Origin of the sequence: Skermanella sp. TT6, from assembly GCF_016653635.2 — a bacterium.
GTDB classification, from domain to species: domain Bacteria; phylum Pseudomonadota; class Alphaproteobacteria; order Azospirillales; family Azospirillaceae; genus Skermanella; species Skermanella cutis.
In genome coordinates, this window is record NZ_CP067420.1 from 1,797,197 (window position 1) to 1,814,665 (window position 17,469).

Genomic DNA, 17,469 nt, shown 5'->3' on the forward strand with positions numbered 1-17,469 from the left:
CGCGGGTGGTGCAGGCGGTCAAATCAGGCCGCTGCCCGGAATACGCAGTTCCCTTCGTTCTTATGTTTCCGACGTCCTGATCAGCCTCGCCCAGGAGGGCATGACGATGCTCTGCGTGACCCACGAGATGGGCTTCGCCCGCACCGTGGCGAACCGGGTGATCTTCATGGACCGCGGCGAGATCGTCGAGCAGAACGAGCCGCTGGAGTTCTTCAACAATCCGCAGTCGGAACGGACCAAGCTGTTCCTCAGCCAGATCCTGGCGCATTGAAGGCAGGGCGGCGGCATCCATGCCGCCGCCATTCCGCCGGACGGCCGAGTAGTTTCGCGGGACTTCAGATCGAACTCGGCGATGCTCTCGGGATTTCAGTCGACCTGGTGGAACGGGAGGCCTTGCGCCCTCGGTTGGCGGAAGCCGTTCTGGCCGAGGTCGTGCCCCTGTGAAACGCAACGCCATGGTCCGCCTTGGCGACATGCTCGATTACGCGCGTGACATCGATCGTGTGTCGCAATGGTTCTCGGGACGAAGTCCGAGGGCACCTGTTGTCAGGGTCTCGACTGGCATTTGAACCGGAGACCTCGACATGAGCAAGGGACTGGACGGACATTCCCCGACCGACGTGACCCATCACCTGAAGGGGATCGATTTCCCCGCAGGGAAGGAGGATCTGGTCAAGCACGCGAAGCAGCAGGGTGCCGACGAGAGCGTCGTCGACCTGATCGGCAAGATGCCCGACGGCCGGTACGAGACGATGGCCGACGTCATGAAGGGCGTGGGCAAAGCCGGCTGAACGCTAGAGCTGTACCCGATCAGGTCGATTTGTCCGAGACAGCTGATCCGATGCGTTGCGCCATGGGCGCAACACACGCTCATCGGCCGGCATCGCCTCCGCCCTGCATCGAGCCGTAGGTTGCGCCCATGGCGCAACACCGTGCGGCGACTGGAACGGCCGGCTGCGAGGACCGGAGCGGGTCAACCTGATCGGAGACCGCTCCAACGAAGGACTCTAGGGGAGGACTGGCGATGACGGGGAACCTGGAAGATCGCATCAGGCGGCGCGCCCATGAGATTTGGGAACATGCCGGACAGCCCGACGGCCGCAACGACGAGCATTGGGAACAGGCCTGCCGGGAACTGGCGGCCGAGGATGCCGCGACGGGCCGGGAGTTCGACGGCGAGCCGAACCTGTCGGCCGTTGCTGCCGGACGCACGGAGGCGACCGGATCGCCGCAGGCTCCCCTGTCGCCGGGTGCCGCCAACAGCAGCAGGATGGCCAAGGCCCGGCGGAAGGACGCGACCTGACCCCGGGAAGCGATCAGAGGAGAGGTTCGATGGGTGTCCGAATCCTTGCCATTGCCGGTCTGATCGCGGCCGGCGCCGCCTGTCCGGCGGTGGCGCAGCAGGACAGCTGCCTGGACGAGATACAGCGCCTCGAAGCCGCGTTCGCGCAAGGCGGCGGGCCGGCGGGCGACCAGGCCGGGGCCAGTCCGCAAGGTGGTGGAACGCCCAACGCCGACCGGGCCCAAAGCTCGGCGACCAGCCGCGAGGCGATATCCCGGGATCTGGCACGCTCGGGTGGCACGGTAGCGCCGTCCGGCATCGGCAGCGGCGTCGGCTCCGAGCAGCCCGACCGCGGCGTCGAGCCGATACCCTTGGGGGAGAACCCCGGTCAGCAGCCGGGAACCCGCGCGGGCGCCACCATCACGCCGCAGCAGCGCGACGACATGGCCGCGATGCTGCGCGAAGGCCGCGCCGCCGCCGAGCGGGGCGACACCGGGACCTGCCTGGACAAGGTTCGGCAGGCGCGGCAGACGGCGCGGTCGGCCATGACCGGATCGGGCGGGGGATGAGCGTATTTCAGCCCCAGCCGGTCTTCACCCTCAAGACGAACCCCGACCCGTCGCGACTTAAGGGTTTCACGCCAGCTCCGGATACCCCACCGCCGCGGCCTGCGCCGCCAGGCCGGTGACGACGCGGTAGGCCCGGTCGGGCAGGAAGTCGAAGCCGTCGAGCAGCAGGTCGGCCCGCACCGCCGACAGGCCGGGCGACGCCGCGGCGGCCTGGAGCGCCGCGCGAAGGGCGGCCAGCGTGTCGTCGTCGGTGCCGGCGGCGGTCACCAGCGGCAGGCAGGGCGCCGCCGCGGTTACGGCGAGTACCCGGACGCCCTCGACCAAGGCGGCGCGATGGCGGCTGAGATGGGCGAAGGTGACGCAATCCACCGCCGCGACGTCGGCGCCGCCGTCGGCCACCCGGTTCAGGCTCGCCAGATGGCTGCCGCTGACCGATACCGAGCCGAAGAAGCGGCCGTCCCGGGCCAGGGGGGCGACGGCGGCGCGCAGCATGTTCATGCCGGTATTGCTGTCCCAGCCGTTGATCACGCAGCGGCTGCCGCGCAGTTCGACCAGACGCTGCACCGGGCTGTCCGAGCCGACGACGATGAAACCGCGGTGACGGCTGCCGCTGCACCCCGGCGCCCGGTAGCGGGGCGTCGCCACGACCCTGACCATGCCGCCCAGCCGGGTCACCAGCGGCAGCCCGCAGGTCTGGCTGAGGAGCAGGTCGGGCGCCTGCCACAGGTCGGCCGGCTCGCCGTCGAAGGTCAGCAGGCCAGGCACGCCGCCCAGGCCGGCCCGGTCCATGTGCCCCGCCACGGCATGCCACAGGGCCGCGTGGGCGTCCCGCAGTTCCGGAAGATCATACATCGGCAGGGAGGCCCGCCGGACGGCGAGGGCGGTGGGTGCTGCTTCGGAGCCCGCTCCTCCAGGACTCATGGGCGCCGGCCGATCGGCAGCGGAGCCTGCGCGGCCCGGCCGCGCCGGGATCTCTGCGCCGCCTCCGTCTGTGCCGCAGTCTGCGACGCCTCCAGCGCGTCGAGCGCCACCCAGCACCGGATCATGTGTCCCCCTCCCGCATCGCGCCACGGCGGCGCCTCGCTCCGGCACTTATCATACGCCCGCGGGCACCGGGTTTGGAACGGGCAGCCTTCGGGCCGGTCCGCCGGGCTCGGCGCCGGCCTGTCCAGGCTCACCGCGCGCTCCAGGGCGGCGGCGCCGAGCCGGGGCACAGCCTCGATCAGCGCCTGGGTGTAGGGATGGAAAGGCGGCCGGAACACCCGCTCGGTCGGCCCGACCTCCACCAGCTCGCCCAGATACATCACGCCGATCCGGTCCGACAGGTAGCGGACCACCGCCAGGTCGTGGGAGATGAACAGGTAGGCCGCCTGGCTTTCCCGCTGAAGGTCGAGCAGCAGGTTCAGGATCGACGCCTGGACCGACACGTCCAGGGCGGAGGTCGGCTCGTCCAGGATCACCAAGCGCGGGTCGCCGGCGAAGGCCCGGGCGATGGCGACCCGCTGGCGCTGGCCGCCGGACAGCCGGTCCGGGGTGGCGCCCAGCATCTCCGCCGGAAGCTGCACGTCGCCCAGCAATGCCGCCGAGCGGTCGCGCTTCCGCCGCCCGCCAAGCCCGGCCAGCACCCGCACGGCGCGGCCCAGGATCGAGGCGACGCGCTTGCGCGGGTTCAGCGTCGTGTCCGGCGTCTGGAAGACCATCTGCACGTCGCGGCGCTGCCGCCGGGTGCGCCGGCCGGCCTGTCCCGCCACCCGCTCGCCGGCCAGGGCCACCGTCCCGGCGCTGGGCGGCACCAGCCCGGCGATCACCTTCGCCAGCGTGGACTTGCCGCTGCCGGACTCGCCGACCAGCCCGAAGGTCTCGCCCGGCGCGATCTCCAGGTCGATGTCCTTGAGGATATGGGCGCGTCCATAGCGCCGACCGACGCCGGAAAGGCTGAGCAGGGGTATCCCCTGGATCGGCTCCGGCACCGGCTCCGGCCTGCCGCGGGCGGCGCTGCCGGGCGCCGGGGTCTCGCCGTGGAAGAAGCAGCGGCTCAGGTGGCGGGTGCCGGCGCGCAGCAGGTCGGGATGCTCGACCCGGCAGACCTGGCGGGAGATCAGGCAGCGCGGCTCGTACAGGCAGCCGGTCCCCAGGTCGGCCAGGTCGGGCACGCCTCCGGCGATCCCGGCCAGCCGCCGGTCGCGCTTGCGCACGCCGAAATCGGGGATGCAGTCGAACAGCGCCGCGGTATAGGGATGCCTGGGTCGCTTGAAGACTTCCGAAACCTTGCCCTGCTCGATCAGCTCGCCGGCATACATCACGCCGATGCGGTCGCAGACCTGCTGGACCACGGCCAGGTTGTGGCTGATGAACAGGATGGATGCGTTCATCTCCCCGCGCAGGTCGGCGAACAGGTCCAGGATGTCGGCCTGGACGGTGGCATCCAGCGCCGTCGTCGGCTCGTCCAGGACCAGCAGGGCCGGGTCGGTGGCGAGCGCCATGGCGATCACCGCGCGCTGTTGCATCCCGCCGGAGAGCTGGTAGGGATAGAGGCCCGCGACCCGGTCGGGGTCGGCGATCCGGACCCTGCCCAGGATGGCGCGGGCCGCCTCGGCAGCGTTCCGGCGGTTCATGCCGGCATGCAGGCGGAACACCTCGGCCACCTGCTCGCCGATCTTCAGGGTGGGGTTCAGCGCGCTGCCCGGGTTCTGGTAGACCATGGCGATGCGGCCGCCGCGCACCCGGCGAAGCTCCGCCTCGCCGAGCCTGAACAGGTCGCGGCCCTCGAACAGGACGTGGCCGCCGCTGAGGATGCCGTTCTTCGGCAGGTGGCGCATCACGGCCATGGCGAGCGTGGACTTGCCGCAGCCGGATTCGCCGACCAGCCCGTAGGCCTCGCCGGGCTGTATCACCAGCGAGACGCCGCGGACGGCATCGACGCGGTCGCGCCGGCGCCGGTAGCTGATGGTGACTTGGTCGAGTTCGAGCAGGGGGGCGGATGCGGTCACGGTTCCAGAAATTCCTTAAGCCCGTCGGCGGCCAGCCCGATCGCGACCACCACCCAGGCGATCGCCAGGGCTGGAAACAGGACGGTCCAGGGGGCGGTGGTCAGCAGCGCCTGGTTCTCGCTGACCATCAGGCCCCAGTCGGGGGTCGGCGGCTGGACGCCCAGGCCGAGGAAGCCCAGCGTCGCGGAGGTGAAGACGGCGTAGCCGAGCCGGACAGTCCCCTCGACGACCAGGGGCCCGCGCACGTTGGGCAGAAGCTCCATCGCCATGATGTAGAGGGCGCCCTCGCCGCGGAGCTGGGCCGCCATGACATATTCCTTGCGCGCCTCGACCAGGGCGGCGGCTCGCACGGTGCGGGCGATCAGCGGCGCGAACACCAGCCCGATCACCAGCACCACGTTGCCGGTTCCGGCCCCCAGCAAGGTCAGCGCCAGCATGGCCAGGATGACGATCGGAAAGGCCATGACCGCGTCCAGAACGCGCATCGCCACCTCGTCCACCCAGGACCCGAACCAGGCGGTCGCCAGCCCGATCGCGGCGCCCAGGACCAGCCCCAGCAGCGTCGCCGCCGGCGCGATGGTCAGCACATAGGCCCCGCCATGGATCACCCGGCTCAGGATGTCGCGGCCGAGCTGGTCGGTGCCGAACCAGTGGGCGGCCGACGGCGGCTGGGAGATCGCCAGGAAATCGATGTCGGCGGGCGGGTAGGGGGCGATCCAGGCGGCGCCCAGGGCGGTGACCACCCAGACCAGGATCATCAGCGCCCCCACGGCGAGCGAGACGGTGCCGCGCGGCATCGCGGTCCGGCGCCTTCGGTCAGTGAGCGTTACGGCCATGGCGTACCCGTGGATTCAGCGCGGCATAGAGGAGATCCGCCGCCAGGTTGCCCAGGGCGAACACGAAGGTGATGGCGAGCGAGCAGCCGACCAGCAGCGGGATGTCCTTGTTGGTCGCCGCGAAATGGATCAGGCTGCCGATGCCGGGATACTTGAACAGCGTCTCGACCACCACCAGGCCGCCGACCAGCCAGCCGATCTGGGCGCCGATCACGGTGATGGTCGGCAGCAGCGCGTTGCGCAGCACGTGGCGCCGGATCACGGTCCGCTGCGGCAGTCCCTTCAGCACGGCGGTCCTCGTATAGTCCGACGCCAGCGCCTCGATCATGCTGGCCCGGGTCATGCGGAACAGGTAGGCGAACAGAAGAAGCACCAGGCAGCCGACCGGCAGGACCAAGTGGGCCGCCACTGTCAACGACCCGGCGCCCTCGGGCGGCAGGGCCTGGATCGGCAGCCATCCCAGCCAGATGCCGAACACCAGGATCAGGAAGACGCCGGTGACGAACTCCGGCAGGGCTCCGACCGCCAGCCCGACCACCGACAGCACGCGGTCGAACAACCCGCCCTCCCGCCGCGCCGCGGCCACGCCGGCCGCGACCGCCAGCGGGACCAGCACCGCAAGGCCGCTGCCCGCCAGCAGGAGGGAGCGGCCCAGCCGTTCCGCCACCAGGGGGAGAACGGCGGTGTCGAAGGCGTAGGACCGGCCCCAGTCGCCCCGTGCCACGCCGGAAAGCCACCCGGCGTAGCGGACCGCGAGCGGCCGGTCGGCGCCCAGCTCGGCGTTCAGCCGCTCGACCGCGTCCTGGGGCGCGAACGGCCCCAGGATGATCCGCCCGACGTCGCCGGGCAGCACGTTGGTGATGGCGAAGATCAGGATCGACGCGACCGCCAGCGTCACCAGGACCAGCAGGATGCGGCGCCCGAGGAAGCGGAGCATGCCCGCCTCCTCAGGCGTCCAGCCAGGTCTCGGCCATGTCGAGATAGTTGGACATGCTGCCGGTCAGGCCCTTCACGCCGGTGCGCGCCGCCCGCAGGTTCTTGTTGAAATAGGCGATGACCGCCGGGACCTCGTCGTTGAGGATCGCCGCCATCTCCGACCCCAGCTTGCCGCGCTGCGCCTCGTCCGGCTCCGCCTCGAACCGGGCGAGCAGGGCGTCGAACGCCTCGTTCTTCCAGTGGGCGGCGTTCCACTCGGCATCGCCGCGGAAAGACTGCGCCAGGATCTGCGCCGCGACCGGCCGGCTGGTCCAATCGGTCAGGCCGAAGCTGACCTCGGTCCAATGGTTGTAATATAGGTTGGTCGGCTCTACCTTCAGGTTCACCTTGATCCCGGCCGGCGCCAGCATCTGCTGGGCCAGGGCCGCGTATTGGGGCAGTTCCAGGTACTGGTGGGTATAAAGGTCGATCGGGAAGCCCTGGGGATATCCCGCGTCGGCCAGCAGCTGGCGCGCCTGGGCGATGTCGGCCTGGCGCTGCGCCAGCTCGATCTTCTCCGGATATATGGGCGCGATCGGATGGTCGTTGGCGATGTCGGCCAGGCCGCCCAGCAGGCCCCGCACCATGGCCGGGCGGTCGAAGCAGAGGGCGACCGCCTGGCGGACCCGCTTGTCGTCGAACGGCTTCATGTCGGTCCGCATGCACAGCTGCCGGTGGTCGGCGGCGTCGGCCTGGATCAGGGTGATGTTGGTGTCGTTCCGGATGCCCTGTGCATCGATGTAGCTGAGCTGCTGGACCACCTGGACGTCGCCGGACTGGAGCGCCAGCACCATCGGCTGCGGCGATTCGAAGGTCTGGATCTCCAGCCGGTCCAGGTAAGGCTTGGGCTGGTCCCAATAGTCGGCGTTGCGCTCGAACTTCGCCCCTTCCTGCGGCCGGTAGGAGACCAGCCTGAACGGCCCGGTGCCGATCGGTTTCTCGGCGAAGTTGCCGGCATAATCGGCCGGCAGGATCACGCAATTGTAGGTGTGGGTGAAGTAGGGGAAGGTCCCGATCGGCCGGTCGAGCGTGAAGCGCACGGTGTGGTCGTCCACCTTGGCGACGCCCTCCTTCTTCAGGAACGGCATGGCGCCGGCGGCCGGCGAGGCGTTGGCCGGATCGACCAGCCGCTGGAAGGTGGCGACCACGTCGTCGGCGGTCAGGGGCCGCCCGTCGTGGAACTTGACCCCCCGGCGCAGCGCGAAGGTCCAGACCTTGCCGCCCTCGCTCGGCTCCCACGAGGTCGCCAGCACCGGGCGCAGCGTCAGGTCGGGTTCGGCATAGACCAGGTATTCCGCGACCTGCTGGACGATCGCGATGCCGCCCGAGCTGTTCAGCCGGACCGGGTCGATCGAGGTGGCGGCCGGCACCGCGATCTTGAGCGAGCCGCCGCGCCGCGGCGTGCCCTGGGCGGAGGCCGGGACCGGCCAAGCCGCCGCTCCGCCGAGGCCGAACGCGACCCCCAGGGCCAGCGACGACGCTCCGGCGAGGAACTGGCGGCGGGTGGCGCCTTCGGCCTTCGGGCCCGGCGGGGTGGTGGCGGGAAAGCTCCCATCGGTGCGCTTTTCCATGGTTCTGGTGCCTCCAGTTCTTGGGCGCGCACGTCGCGCGGCGCCGGTCTTCCGCGGTGTTCAGGGCCGGGGACCTGCCAGGACAGGGACCCGTCGGTCAAGTTTCTTACAGGCTGCCGGGGCAGCGCCGAAGGAGCAATATGGCACCGTAGCCGTGTTATTCGGATAAAATGGTGACAATAAACGCCGGGGGCCGGATTTGGTTGCCGGCGTAACCCGACCGGTCGGGCCGGGCGCCGATGGTTCCAGGTGAAAGCCCTTAACGCTTCCTTATCGGTCGCCGGGTCAAGCTGGTCCCGACGCTGTTTGCATTCCGGGACCCCTGCGACCTGATGGCGACCGCCGCCCAAGCCACCGCCCCTGGATCCGGCCCCGCCGGCCGCGACGTCGAACCCGTCTCGCTGGCCGGGCGATTCGAGATACAGCCCGGAAACCCGCTGCCCGCCCTGGACGGGCCGGCCGGCAAGGCCTATGCCGTGCGCGCGCTCCGCGACCGCAGGATGGATGTCTTCGCGATCGTCGCGACGTCGGGCGTGCCCGCCCGCATGGACCTGCTGTCCGGCATCCGCGGCGTCGAGCATGTCGCCCTGATGCGCATGGTCGAATGGGCCGTGGTCGATTGGCCGCTCGACGGGCTGAAGCGGACCGTCTTCATCCTGGAAAATCCCGGCGGGCGCCGGCTGATGAACAGCCTGAACGACACCCGGGAGCAGATGACGGAGGAGCAGATCACCCGCGCGGTGATCCAGCCGCTCGCCTCGGCGCTCCGCGAACTGTCCAGCCGGGGCATCGTCCACGGCGACATCCGCCCGACCAACATCTTCCTGCGCGACCAGGGCACGGCGGGCGTGATGCTGGGCGAATGCGTCTCGACGGCGACCTCCTTCGGGCAGGCGCCGCTGTTCCTCACGATCGAGCGCGGCATGGCGCAGCCGTCGGGGCGGGGGACCGGGACCACCGCCGACGACCTCTACGCGCTGGGCGTCACCGTCCTGCTGCTGTTCCTGGGCCGCAACCCCGTGCGCCACCTGGACGACGAGGCGATGCTTCAGGCCAAGATGGACCGCGGGACCTATCCGGCGCTGGTCGGCACGGCCCGGCTGTCGCTCAACCTGATGGAGCCGCTGCGCGGGCTGCTGGCCGACGACCCCAAGATGCGCTGGACCCTGAACGACCTGGATCTCTGGCTGAGCGGCCGGCGGCTGAGTCCCAAGCAGCCGCAGGTGCCGCGCAAGGCGGCGCGGCCGTTCGAGTTCTCCGGGGCGAGCTACTGGCACTGCCGCGGGCTGGCCCGGGTCTTCGCCAGGAATCCGGCCGCGGCCGTCCCGGTGATCGAGAACGGCGACCTGGACCGCTGGCTGCGCCGCAGCCTGGGCGACGAGGCGCGCGCCGAGGCGGTGGCCACGGCGGTCGATTCGGCCGGCGTCAACAAGGGCGGCAACTTCGAGGAGCGGCTGGTCGCCCGGGTCTGCATCGCGCTCGATCCGCCCGCGCCCATCCGGTACAAGCAGAAGGCGGTCATGATCGACGGCTTCGGCAGCGCCATGGCCGAGGCCTTCGCCCGCAACGATGGCTACCAGGCGCTGGGCGAGGCGATCTCCGCCCAGCTGCCGATGTTCTGGGTCGGCATGCAGACGGAGTTCAAGGCCGAGTACGTGCCCCTCAGCCAGACCTTCGACGCGCTGCGCACCCTGCTGGAGCGGCTCGGCTCCGGCTACGGCATCGAGCGGGTGCTGTACGAGCTGAACCCGATGCAGCCCTGCTTCAGCCCGATGGTCCGCAACCACATGGTGACCAGCGGCAACGAGCTGCTGACCGCGCTGGAGGAGGTGGCGTCCCGGCCCGGCCGCCCGCGCGAGCCGATCGACCGCCACGTCGCGGCCTTCCTGATCGCGCGCTACCGCAAGCTGGACGAGCGGCTGATCGCGCTGACCACGCCCAGCGGCGAGACGCTGCGCCGCATCTCGGCCATGGTCAACGTGCTGGCCGAGGTGCAGAAGCGCTACGGCCCGGCCAGCCTGCCGAACCTGTGCGGCTGGATGATCGACCTGATCGGCCCGGCGATCGACCGCTTCCACAGCCGGGCGCATCGGGCCAAGCTGCGCGGCGAGGCGGCGCGCACGGCGGCCGAGGGGAACCTGCTGGGCTTGCTGAAACTGATCGACGACCCGGCGGCGATCCGCAAGGACGAGATCGAGTTCGCTCGGGCGCGGCGTGAGTTCCAGATCGCCGGCCGCGAGGTCGAGAAGCTGAAGCGGGAGATCGCGAACCGCACGGAGATCGCCGAGAGCTCCGGCCGCCAGGCGGCGGCGGTGGTGTCCAGCCTGGTCGCCACCGTGGCCCTGGTCGGCATCGGCGTCTACATGGTCATGCTGCGATGAGCCGGGGAGGCGGCAAGAGGGGCAAGGGCAACTCCAGCGGCATGGTCACCGCTCTGGTGATCCTGTTCCCGGCGGGGCTGATCTTCCTGCCCAGCACGATCCTGCTGGCGGTCGGCATGATCCCGACCGCGGTCGCCTATGTCGTGGACCGCGACCCGGACAAGACGGCGCCCATGACCGTGGGGGCGCTGAACTTCGTCGGGGTTGTCGCCTTCCTCATCGGCCTCTGGCAGGGCGGGCATACCATGGGGGCGCTGTCCAAGGTGATGTCGGACCCCTTCTCCTGGCTGGTGATGTACGGCGCCGCCGGGATGGGCTGGGCGCTCTATTACGGGATTCCGCCCGCGGTGGCGGGCTGGATCACGCTCCGCGCCGAGAACCGCATCGCCAAGAGGCTCGGCGAGCAGCAGGAACTGATCGCGGAATGGGGGCCGGAAGTCAGCGGCATCGTCGAGGAGGGGAAGCCGGAGGAGTAGAGCGGCCGGCCCCTACTGGGCCAGCCGCTGCTCGATCGCCGCGTTCTTGATGTTCTTCTGGAGCTTCTCGAACGCCCGGACCTCGATCTGGCGCACACGCTCGCGGCTGATGCCGTAGTGCTGCGACAGGTCCTCCAGCGTGGTCGGCTCGTCCCGGAGGCGCCGCTCGGTCAGGATATGCCGCTCGCGCTCGTTCAGGTTGGTCATGGCGCTCTTCAGCAGGGCGCGGCGCTTGGTCAGCTCCTCCCGCTCGGCCAGGTGGATCTCCTGGGTGTCCTTCTCGTCCACCAGCCAGTCCTGCCACTCGCCCTCGCTGTCGGCGCGCAGCGGCGCGTTCAGCGAATGGTCGGGGCTGGCCAGGCGGCGGTTCATGTTGACCACGTCCTGTTCCGGCACGTCGAGCTTGGTCGCGATCTGGGTCACGTGCTCCGGCGACAGGTCGCCCTCGTCGATCGCCTGCATCTGGCCCTTCAGCTTGCGCAGGTTGAAGAACAGCTTCTTCTGCGCGGCCGTCGTGCCCATCTTGACCAGCGACCAGCTGTGCAGGATGTATTCCTGGATGGCGGCGCGGATCCACCACATGGCGTAGGTCGCCAGCCGGAAGCCGCGGTCCGGGTCGAACCGCTTGACCGCCTGCATCATGCCGACATTGCCTTCCGAGATGAGCTCGGACAGCGGCAGGCCGTAGCCCCGGTAGCCCATGGCGATCTTCGCGACCAGCCGCAGATGGCTGGTCACCAGCTTGTGGGCGGCCTCGGTGTCGCCGTGCTCCCGCCAGGACTTGGCGAGCATGAACTCCTGCTGCGGCTCCAGCATGGGGAACTTGCGGATTTCCTGAAGGTAACGGGCCAGATTGCCTTCGGAACTGATCACCGGAACGCTGGGAGTGTTCGACATTTGCTAGCCCCTCTCTTCGGGCGGTGGTTTTTCGTGCCTGAGTAACCTTGGTCCCCGACCGCCGCGGGGACCGACCCATCCGGGGCTCGGCCTTTGCAGCCATAATACCCCACTTCGCAGCTCGGGTATAGTTTTAAATCGATTCCAAGCTGCCTATTAACCTTTGGATGTCCAAAGGTAATTCGGATTCGAACTGCATCGGCCGGGCGTCGCGCGGGTGGTTGAACCGCAGCGCCACGGCGTGCAGGGCCTGTCTATCCAGGGCAACAACCGCGTCCCGGACCGGTTCCGGGAGTCCGCGGGCCCTGGCGGACGCGGCCCCGGGTCCGATTCCCCTGGATGCGCCTCTGATACCATTTTTACGGACACCATAAACCGGATCGCCGATCAAGGGATGTCCAACATGGGTCATATGCACCCTTATTTGATGTGTCCGCCCGGTCGCCAGGGTGCATTCCACGAGCGACGCCCAGGTTCCGAACGCCTTCAGCACGCGGTAGCGTGTCAGGGCGGGCTTGCCGCCGGCGACGACCGCCATCTTCTTGCGGTCCGACGGGCTGCGCCCGATGTCGCCGGTGATCTCGCCCCGGGCGGGGGAGGGGACTCCGGCCACGACCGCGTGGTAGGTGCGGCTGAGCGACCGGTCGGCGAACTGTGCGGCGAGGCCGCCATGCGCCAGGTCGTTCTTGGCCACCACCATCAGCCCGCTGGTCTCCTTGTCGAGCCGGTGGACGATGCCGGGCCGGCGCACGCCGCCGATGCCGGACAGCCGGTCGCCGCAGTGCCACAGCAGGGCGTTGACCAGCGTCCCGTCGGCGTTGCCCGCGGCCGGATGGACCACCATGCCGGCGGGCTTGTCGATCACCAGCAGGTCGTCGTCCTCGTAGGCGACGGCGAGCGGGATTTCCTGGGGGACGGGAAGCGCCGGCTCCGGCTCGGGCACCAGGACGTCGAAGGTCTGGCCGGGTTTGACCCGCAATGACGCGTCGGCTATCGTCCGGCCGAGACTCGAAACCCGACCCTGGTCGATCAGCGAGCGGATACGGGTGCGCGACAGGCCGTCGAGCCCGCAGGCCAGAAGCTTGTCCAGCCGCTCGCCCCGGTCGGCCTCGGCCGCGGTGAAGCTGAACGGCTCGCCCTCCGGATCGGCTTCGCCGTCCGGGTCTTCCATCTCGTCCTCTTCGTCAGCCGTCATCTTCAACAGACTGGACCTCGATCGTGCGGGCACTCAAAGCCATCCTCGTCATCATGGGCCTCTTCATCGCCGCGGGGTTCATCTTCATCGGCTATGAGGTCTACAACCGCATGACCGATCCCGAACGCCGGGCCGAGCCGGGCGCTCCGCCACCTCCGCCGCCGGGCGGCATCGCGGAAACCGCCCTGGGCCTGCCCGAGGGCGCCACCATCGAAACCGTGGTGCCGTCCGGCAGCCGGGTCGTCTTCAACGTGCGCCTGCCCGGCGGGCAGGGCGACCGCCTCTACGTCCTGGACCCCCGGAACGGTGCCGTGACCGCGACCGTCACGACCGGCCCGGCCGGCGGAACAAGTCCCGAATATGCCCGGCCAACCGCCCCGCGCCAATGATGCCCATCACACCCCGTTATACTGTATCATTCCAGCATACAGTCGATCTTGCCCGCAACACCGGATCAGAGTCCCGTGAACTTCACCAGTGACAACGTGACCGGCGCCGCGCCGGAAATCCTCGAAGCCCTCGTCGCCGCCTCTAGCGGCCCGACGCCGTCCTATGGCGAGGACCCGCTGACCGCCCGCGTCTCCGAGAAGCTGTCCGCCCTGTTCGACCACGAGGTTGCGGCCTTCCCCGTGGCGACCGGCTCGGCCGCCAACGCCCTGGCCCTGGCAGCATTGGCGCCGCCGTACGGCGCGGTCTACTGCCACGAAATGTCCCACGTCAACACCGACGAATGCGGCGCCCCGGAGATGTTCACCGCCGGCGCCAAGCTGGTGGGACTGCCCGGCGCCGGCGGCAAGATCGAGCCCGCGACCCTGCGCGCCACCCTGGAGAAGGCGGGTGCCGGCGTCGTCCACCATGTCCAGCCGGCGGCGGTGACGCTGACCCAGGCGACCGAGTCCGGCACGGTCTATACCCCCGCCGAGGTCGCGGCCCTGTCCGAGGTGGCGCGGTCCCACGGCCTGCCGGTCCACATGGACGGCGCCCGCTTCGCCAACGCCGTGGCGCGGCTGGGCTGCTCCCCCGCCGACCTGACCTGGCGCGCCGGCGTGGACGTGCTGTCGTTCGGCGCCACCAAGAACGGCGCCCTGGCCGCCGAGGCCGTGGTCTTCTTCAAGCCGGAGCTGGCCCGAAGCTTCGCCTTCCGCCGCAAGCGCGCCGGCCACCTGTTCAGCAAGATGCGCTTCCTGTCGGCCCAGCTCGACGCCTATCTGGAAGGCGGCCTCTGGCTGCGCCTCGCGGCCCACGCCAACGCCATGGCCGACCGCCTCGCCGCCGGCCTCGCGGCACTCCCCGGCGCCGACCTGCGTGACCCGGTGGAAGCCAACGAGATCTTCATCAGCCTGCCCGAGCCGGTCACCGCCGGCCTGCTGGAGCGGGGCTACCGTTTCTACCGCTGGGACGGCCCGGTGGTGCGGCTGGTGACGGCCTGGAACACCTCGGCCGAGGACGTGGACCGCATGATCGCCGACGCGCGGGCGCTGGCGAAATCTTGAACGGCGAAAGCTCGATGGCGAAAACTTGAACGCGCGATGAAATAGCCCTTGCGGGAGGCCGGCACGTTGGCTATACAGCCGGCCTCTCGCCCAGCGATGTCCCCATCGTCTAGAGGCCTAGGACACCGCCCTCTCACGGCGGTAACAGGGGTTCGAATCCCCTTGGGGACGCCATCTTATCAAGCACTTAGCTGCGACTTCTTATTTGTACGGCAAATATACGACATAGATTTGGTCGTGCCGTCACTGTTCGGCTAGGTGCATGCTTGTTTGTAATCGGCTATCTTGTCGCCAGCGGGCATGAACCAGTACCGCCGTGCTCTCTCAACGATCCTTCTTGCGGCTGCGTGCCAACATGAATGGCTTTCTCAACGTCGAGCCTACGACCGAGAATCGATGGCGAGCAATCATCCTGTTCGGGCGGAACACGGCTTCGTTCAAGTTCGCGCTGGGTGAAGCGCTCCTCAGCGCTGGCACCGCACCGGGCGACCTGATCCGACTAGGGCCTGTTGACATTCGAGTTCGATAAGGGGTTCGCACCCCTGCTGAAATCTGATTCAAGGCTCCCGAAAGGAAGGTGGTCATGGATCGGATCGTATTGCGCGATGATCAGTGGGAGCGGATCGCCCCGCTTGTTCCGGGAAAGGTCGGAGATCCAGGGCGCTCAGGGGCCAACAACCGACGCTTTGTCGAGGCGGTTCTCTGGATTGCTCGTGTTAGAGCGCCATGGCGCGATCTTCCTGAGGGTTACGGGAACTGGAACTCGGTCTTTCAGCGCTTTCGTCGCTGGGCCAAGGGCGGCGTGTTCGAGAAGATCTTCGGCGCCTTATCGGCTGATGCCGACTTCGAGTACGTGATCGTTGATGGAAGCATCGTCCGGGTGCATCAGCACGGGACCGGCGCAAAATGGGGACCCAGAAAACAGGCTATCGGGCGTTCCCGCGGTGGCTTGACGACCAAGATCGTCGCTCTGGTCGATGCGCTGGGCAATCTCGTACGCTTCGTCCTGCTGCCGGGGCAGCGGCACGATAGCGTGGGTGTCGCCCCGCTTCTGAAAGATCTCGACGTCGCCGCCCTGCGGGCGGACAAGGCTTTCGATGGCGACGCCCTGCGCGCCGATCTGAACGACCGTGGCGCGGTGGCCGTGATCCCGCCAAAGAGCAACCGGGCCACCGACATACCCTGCGACTTCGAGATGTATAAGTGGCGCCATCTCGTCGAGAACTTTTTCTGCAAAATCAAGGGATTCCGCCGCATCGCCACCCGCTACGACAAAACCGACACGAGCTTCGCGGCGATGATCCATCTCGTCGGATCAGTCCTCGCAACCCGATGAATGTCAACAGGCCCTAGACGAACTTGCGCTTCCCTACGCCAAGGCCCTTTGCCACCACCTACAGAATGCCCCGAAGCAGATCACGACGTCCGAGGGCCAATTCCTCAAGGCATGTGTCGCCTGGACTGAAGGCGTGGTTGACGACGAGGCGCTCCGTGACATGACCGTGCGCCTCGGCTTCAACAACGTCATTGATGCCTTCCACAACATCGGTGGGGAACTCGGGGTCCGGTTCTTTATAGATGAACGACGGGAGAGCAAGGGGATCAGGCTTACAGATGATTTCCGGCGCCTCGCTGCCGATCGCCAAGCCGGTGATCTCGTGGAGGAGGTCGAGGCTCGATGGCGTCTCGTTGAAACGGCGTGGGAACTCGGCGTTGCGGTGCCGCTGGTCAGCTACGATCCCGACTGGCTTGACTTCGGTGCCGACCTGCGGGGGCGCCGTGTGACCGTCACATCAGCTCGCGGCGCGTTGAACGGCTATCAGAAGGGCCGCTGCTTCTACTGCTTCGGTTCCATCAGCATCTTGCCCGGTTCGATCGAGCTGGCGGACATCGACCACTTCATTCCCCATGTGCTGGGCGCCTGGCTGCCCGGCAACATCAATGGAGTCTGGAACCTCGTGCTGGCTTGCCGCGGCTGCAACAGGGGCGGGATGGGTAAATCAGACCGGGTGCCATCTGCCCGGCTTCTTGACCGCATCCATGCCCGAAACGAGTTCCTTATCGGCAGCCATCACCCGCTTCGCGAGACGTTGATTGCGCAGACTGGACCGACCAAGTGCGGTCGAGCATCTTTCCTAAGGCTCGTTCATATGGAGGCAATGACGTTGCGGGTGGCGGATTGGTATCCGGTGCATAAAGCGATGGCGGCTTTCTGATGTCGTCGGTGGGGTACTACGACGAGAACGCTGACCGATTTTTCCGAGATACGGTCACCGCAGACATGACTGCCCTTCAGCACCGCTTTGCGAAGCTTCTTCCGGTAGGCGGCCGCGTGCTCGACGCCGGCTGCGGATCTGGCCGGGATGCGAAGGCGTTTGCCGCGATGTGCTTTGACGTGGTGGCGTTCGACGCGTCCGCTGAGATGGTCAGGAGAGCTCAGATCCACACAGGGCTCGAAGTCCTCCAAATGACCTTCGCCGAGGTGTTTTGGCAAGGGGAGTTCGACGGAATCTGGGCCAGCGCGTCACTCTTGCACGTGCCCAGAACGCAGATGGTGGAGATCTGCCGCCGCCTACGAGACGCGCTCGTGCCGAGCGGTGTACTCTATTTCTCGTTCAAGCACGGCACCTCGGAGCGATTCGTGGACGGTCGGACTTTCATCGACATGGATGAGTCCTTTGTGCCCGACCTCGTCGCCCAGGTCACCGACCTTTCAATGATCGAGTTGTGGATGACAGCGGATGTGCGCCCTAGGCGTGATGCGGAAGCTTGGGTGAGCTGTTTGGCCCAGCGCAATGCATGAG

General features: G+C 68.4%; 17 protein-coding genes, 1 tRNA gene and 1 pseudogene. 12 read left to right on the forward strand and 7 right to left on the reverse strand.

From position 1 onward, the window contains the following. Positions 1–70 precede the first annotated feature (70 nt). From IGS68_RS08385 to IGS68_RS08400, 4 genes and pseudogenes are all read left to right on the forward strand, one after another. Positions 71–271 (forward strand): annotated as a pseudogene (locus tag IGS68_RS08385) (amino acid ABC transporter ATP-binding protein); the annotation flags it as partial. Positions 272–584: 313 nt separating this feature from the next. After that, on the forward strand, positions 585–791 hold the full coding sequence (locus IGS68_RS08390; RefSeq protein ID WP_192499005.1) for a DUF2795 domain-containing protein: 207 nt from the start codon (positions 585–587) through the stop codon (positions 789–791). Between the two features lie 233 nt (positions 792–1,024). Next, on the forward strand, positions 1,025–1,303 hold the full coding sequence (locus IGS68_RS08395) for a DUF2934 domain-containing protein (protein WP_201078889.1): 279 nt from the start codon (positions 1,025–1,027) through the stop codon (positions 1,301–1,303). A gap of 29 nt (positions 1,304–1,332) precedes the next feature. Continuing rightward, complete coding sequence (locus IGS68_RS08400) at positions 1,333–1,851, forward strand: hypothetical protein (protein ID WP_201078891.1); 519 nt, start codon at positions 1,333–1,335, stop codon at positions 1,849–1,851. Between the two features lie 66 nt (positions 1,852–1,917). Here the strand turns inward: IGS68_RS08400 and IGS68_RS08405 are convergent, their stop codons facing one another. Genes IGS68_RS08405 through IGS68_RS08425 form a run of 5 tightly spaced genes read right to left on the reverse strand, consistent with a single transcriptional unit; the run spans position 1,918 to position 8,223 of the window. Then, complete coding sequence (locus tag IGS68_RS08405; RefSeq protein WP_201078893.1) at positions 1,918–2,772, reverse strand: phosphate/phosphite/phosphonate ABC transporter substrate-binding protein; 855 nt, start codon at positions 2,770–2,772, stop codon at positions 1,918–1,920. After that, positions 2,769–4,841 (reverse strand): dipeptide ABC transporter ATP-binding protein, encoded by a 2,073-nt coding sequence (locus tag IGS68_RS08410; protein WP_247881237.1) that lies wholly within the window; start codon positions 4,839–4,841, stop codon positions 2,769–2,771. Before IGS68_RS08410 ends, IGS68_RS08405 begins: the two co-directional genes overlap by 4 nt. Continuing rightward, positions 4,838–5,677 (reverse strand): ABC transporter permease, encoded by an 840-nt coding sequence (locus IGS68_RS08415; protein ID WP_247881238.1) that lies wholly within the window; start codon positions 5,675–5,677, stop codon positions 4,838–4,840. The genes IGS68_RS08410 and IGS68_RS08415 overlap by 4 nt, the downstream gene beginning before the upstream one ends. Then, entirely contained in the window at positions 5,658–6,614 is a 957-nt protein-coding gene (locus IGS68_RS08420; RefSeq protein ID WP_201078897.1) for an ABC transporter permease, read from the reverse strand. The genes IGS68_RS08415 and IGS68_RS08420 overlap by 20 nt, the downstream gene beginning before the upstream one ends. A gap of 10 nt (positions 6,615–6,624) precedes the next feature. Then, complete coding sequence (locus IGS68_RS08425) at positions 6,625–8,223, reverse strand: ABC transporter substrate-binding protein (protein WP_201078900.1); 1,599 nt, start codon at positions 8,221–8,223, stop codon at positions 6,625–6,627. Between the two features lie 332 nt (positions 8,224–8,555). On the opposite strand from IGS68_RS08425, the gene IGS68_RS08430 reads away from it, so the two are divergent. Together IGS68_RS08430 and IGS68_RS08435 are read left to right on the forward strand one after the other, a co-directional pair. Continuing rightward, positions 8,556–10,604: a protein kinase domain-containing protein gene (locus tag IGS68_RS08430; protein WP_201078902.1), complete on the forward strand. Its 2,049-nt coding sequence runs from the start codon at positions 8,556–8,558 to the stop codon at positions 10,602–10,604. Next, positions 10,601–11,080, forward strand: coding sequence for a hypothetical protein (locus tag IGS68_RS08435; protein ID WP_201078904.1), 480 nt, complete (start codon positions 10,601–10,603; stop codon positions 11,078–11,080). The genes IGS68_RS08430 and IGS68_RS08435 overlap by 4 nt, the downstream gene beginning before the upstream one ends. 12 nt (positions 11,081–11,092) lie before the next feature. Here IGS68_RS08435 and rpoH read toward each other — a convergent pair whose 3' ends face one another. Continuing rightward, entirely contained in the window at positions 11,093–11,977 is an 885-nt protein-coding gene (rpoH, locus tag IGS68_RS08440; RefSeq protein ID WP_201078906.1) for an RNA polymerase sigma factor RpoH, read from the reverse strand. Positions 11,978–12,110: 133 nt separating this feature from the next. Continuing rightward, on the reverse strand, positions 12,111–13,172 hold the full coding sequence (locus IGS68_RS08445; RefSeq protein ID WP_201078908.1) for an RluA family pseudouridine synthase: 1,062 nt from the start codon (positions 13,170–13,172) through the stop codon (positions 12,111–12,113). A 23-nt stretch (positions 13,173–13,195) separates the two neighbouring features. Between IGS68_RS08445 and IGS68_RS08450 the strand changes: the two genes are divergently transcribed. The 6 genes from IGS68_RS08450 (at position 13,196) to IGS68_RS08475 (ending at position 17,468) form a co-directional block, all read left to right on the forward strand. Further along, on the forward strand, positions 13,196–13,561 hold the full coding sequence (locus IGS68_RS08450; RefSeq protein ID WP_201078910.1) for a hypothetical protein: 366 nt from the start codon (positions 13,196–13,198) through the stop codon (positions 13,559–13,561). A 75-nt stretch (positions 13,562–13,636) separates the two neighbouring features. Continuing rightward, the gene (locus IGS68_RS08455; protein ID WP_201078912.1) at positions 13,637–14,665 is read left to right on the forward strand and encodes a threonine aldolase family protein; all 1,029 of its coding nucleotides are present in this window, start codon (positions 13,637–13,639) and stop codon (positions 14,663–14,665) included. A gap of 98 nt (positions 14,666–14,763) precedes the next feature. After that, a tRNA-Glu gene (locus IGS68_RS08460) sits at positions 14,764–14,839 on the forward strand. Positions 14,840–15,248: 409 nt separating this feature from the next. Beyond that, positions 15,249–16,001 (forward strand): IS5 family transposase, encoded by a 753-nt coding sequence (locus tag IGS68_RS08465; protein ID WP_201078914.1) that lies wholly within the window; start codon positions 15,249–15,251, stop codon positions 15,999–16,001. Positions 16,002–16,134: 133 nt separating this feature from the next. Further along, positions 16,135–16,881 (forward strand): HNH endonuclease family protein, encoded by a 747-nt coding sequence (locus tag IGS68_RS08470; RefSeq protein WP_201078916.1) that lies wholly within the window; start codon positions 16,135–16,137, stop codon positions 16,879–16,881. Then, positions 16,881–17,468 (forward strand): class I SAM-dependent methyltransferase, encoded by a 588-nt coding sequence (locus IGS68_RS08475; RefSeq protein ID WP_201078918.1) that lies wholly within the window; start codon positions 16,881–16,883, stop codon positions 17,466–17,468. Before IGS68_RS08470 ends, IGS68_RS08475 begins: the two co-directional genes overlap by 1 nt. Position 17,469: the final 1 nt, after the last annotated feature.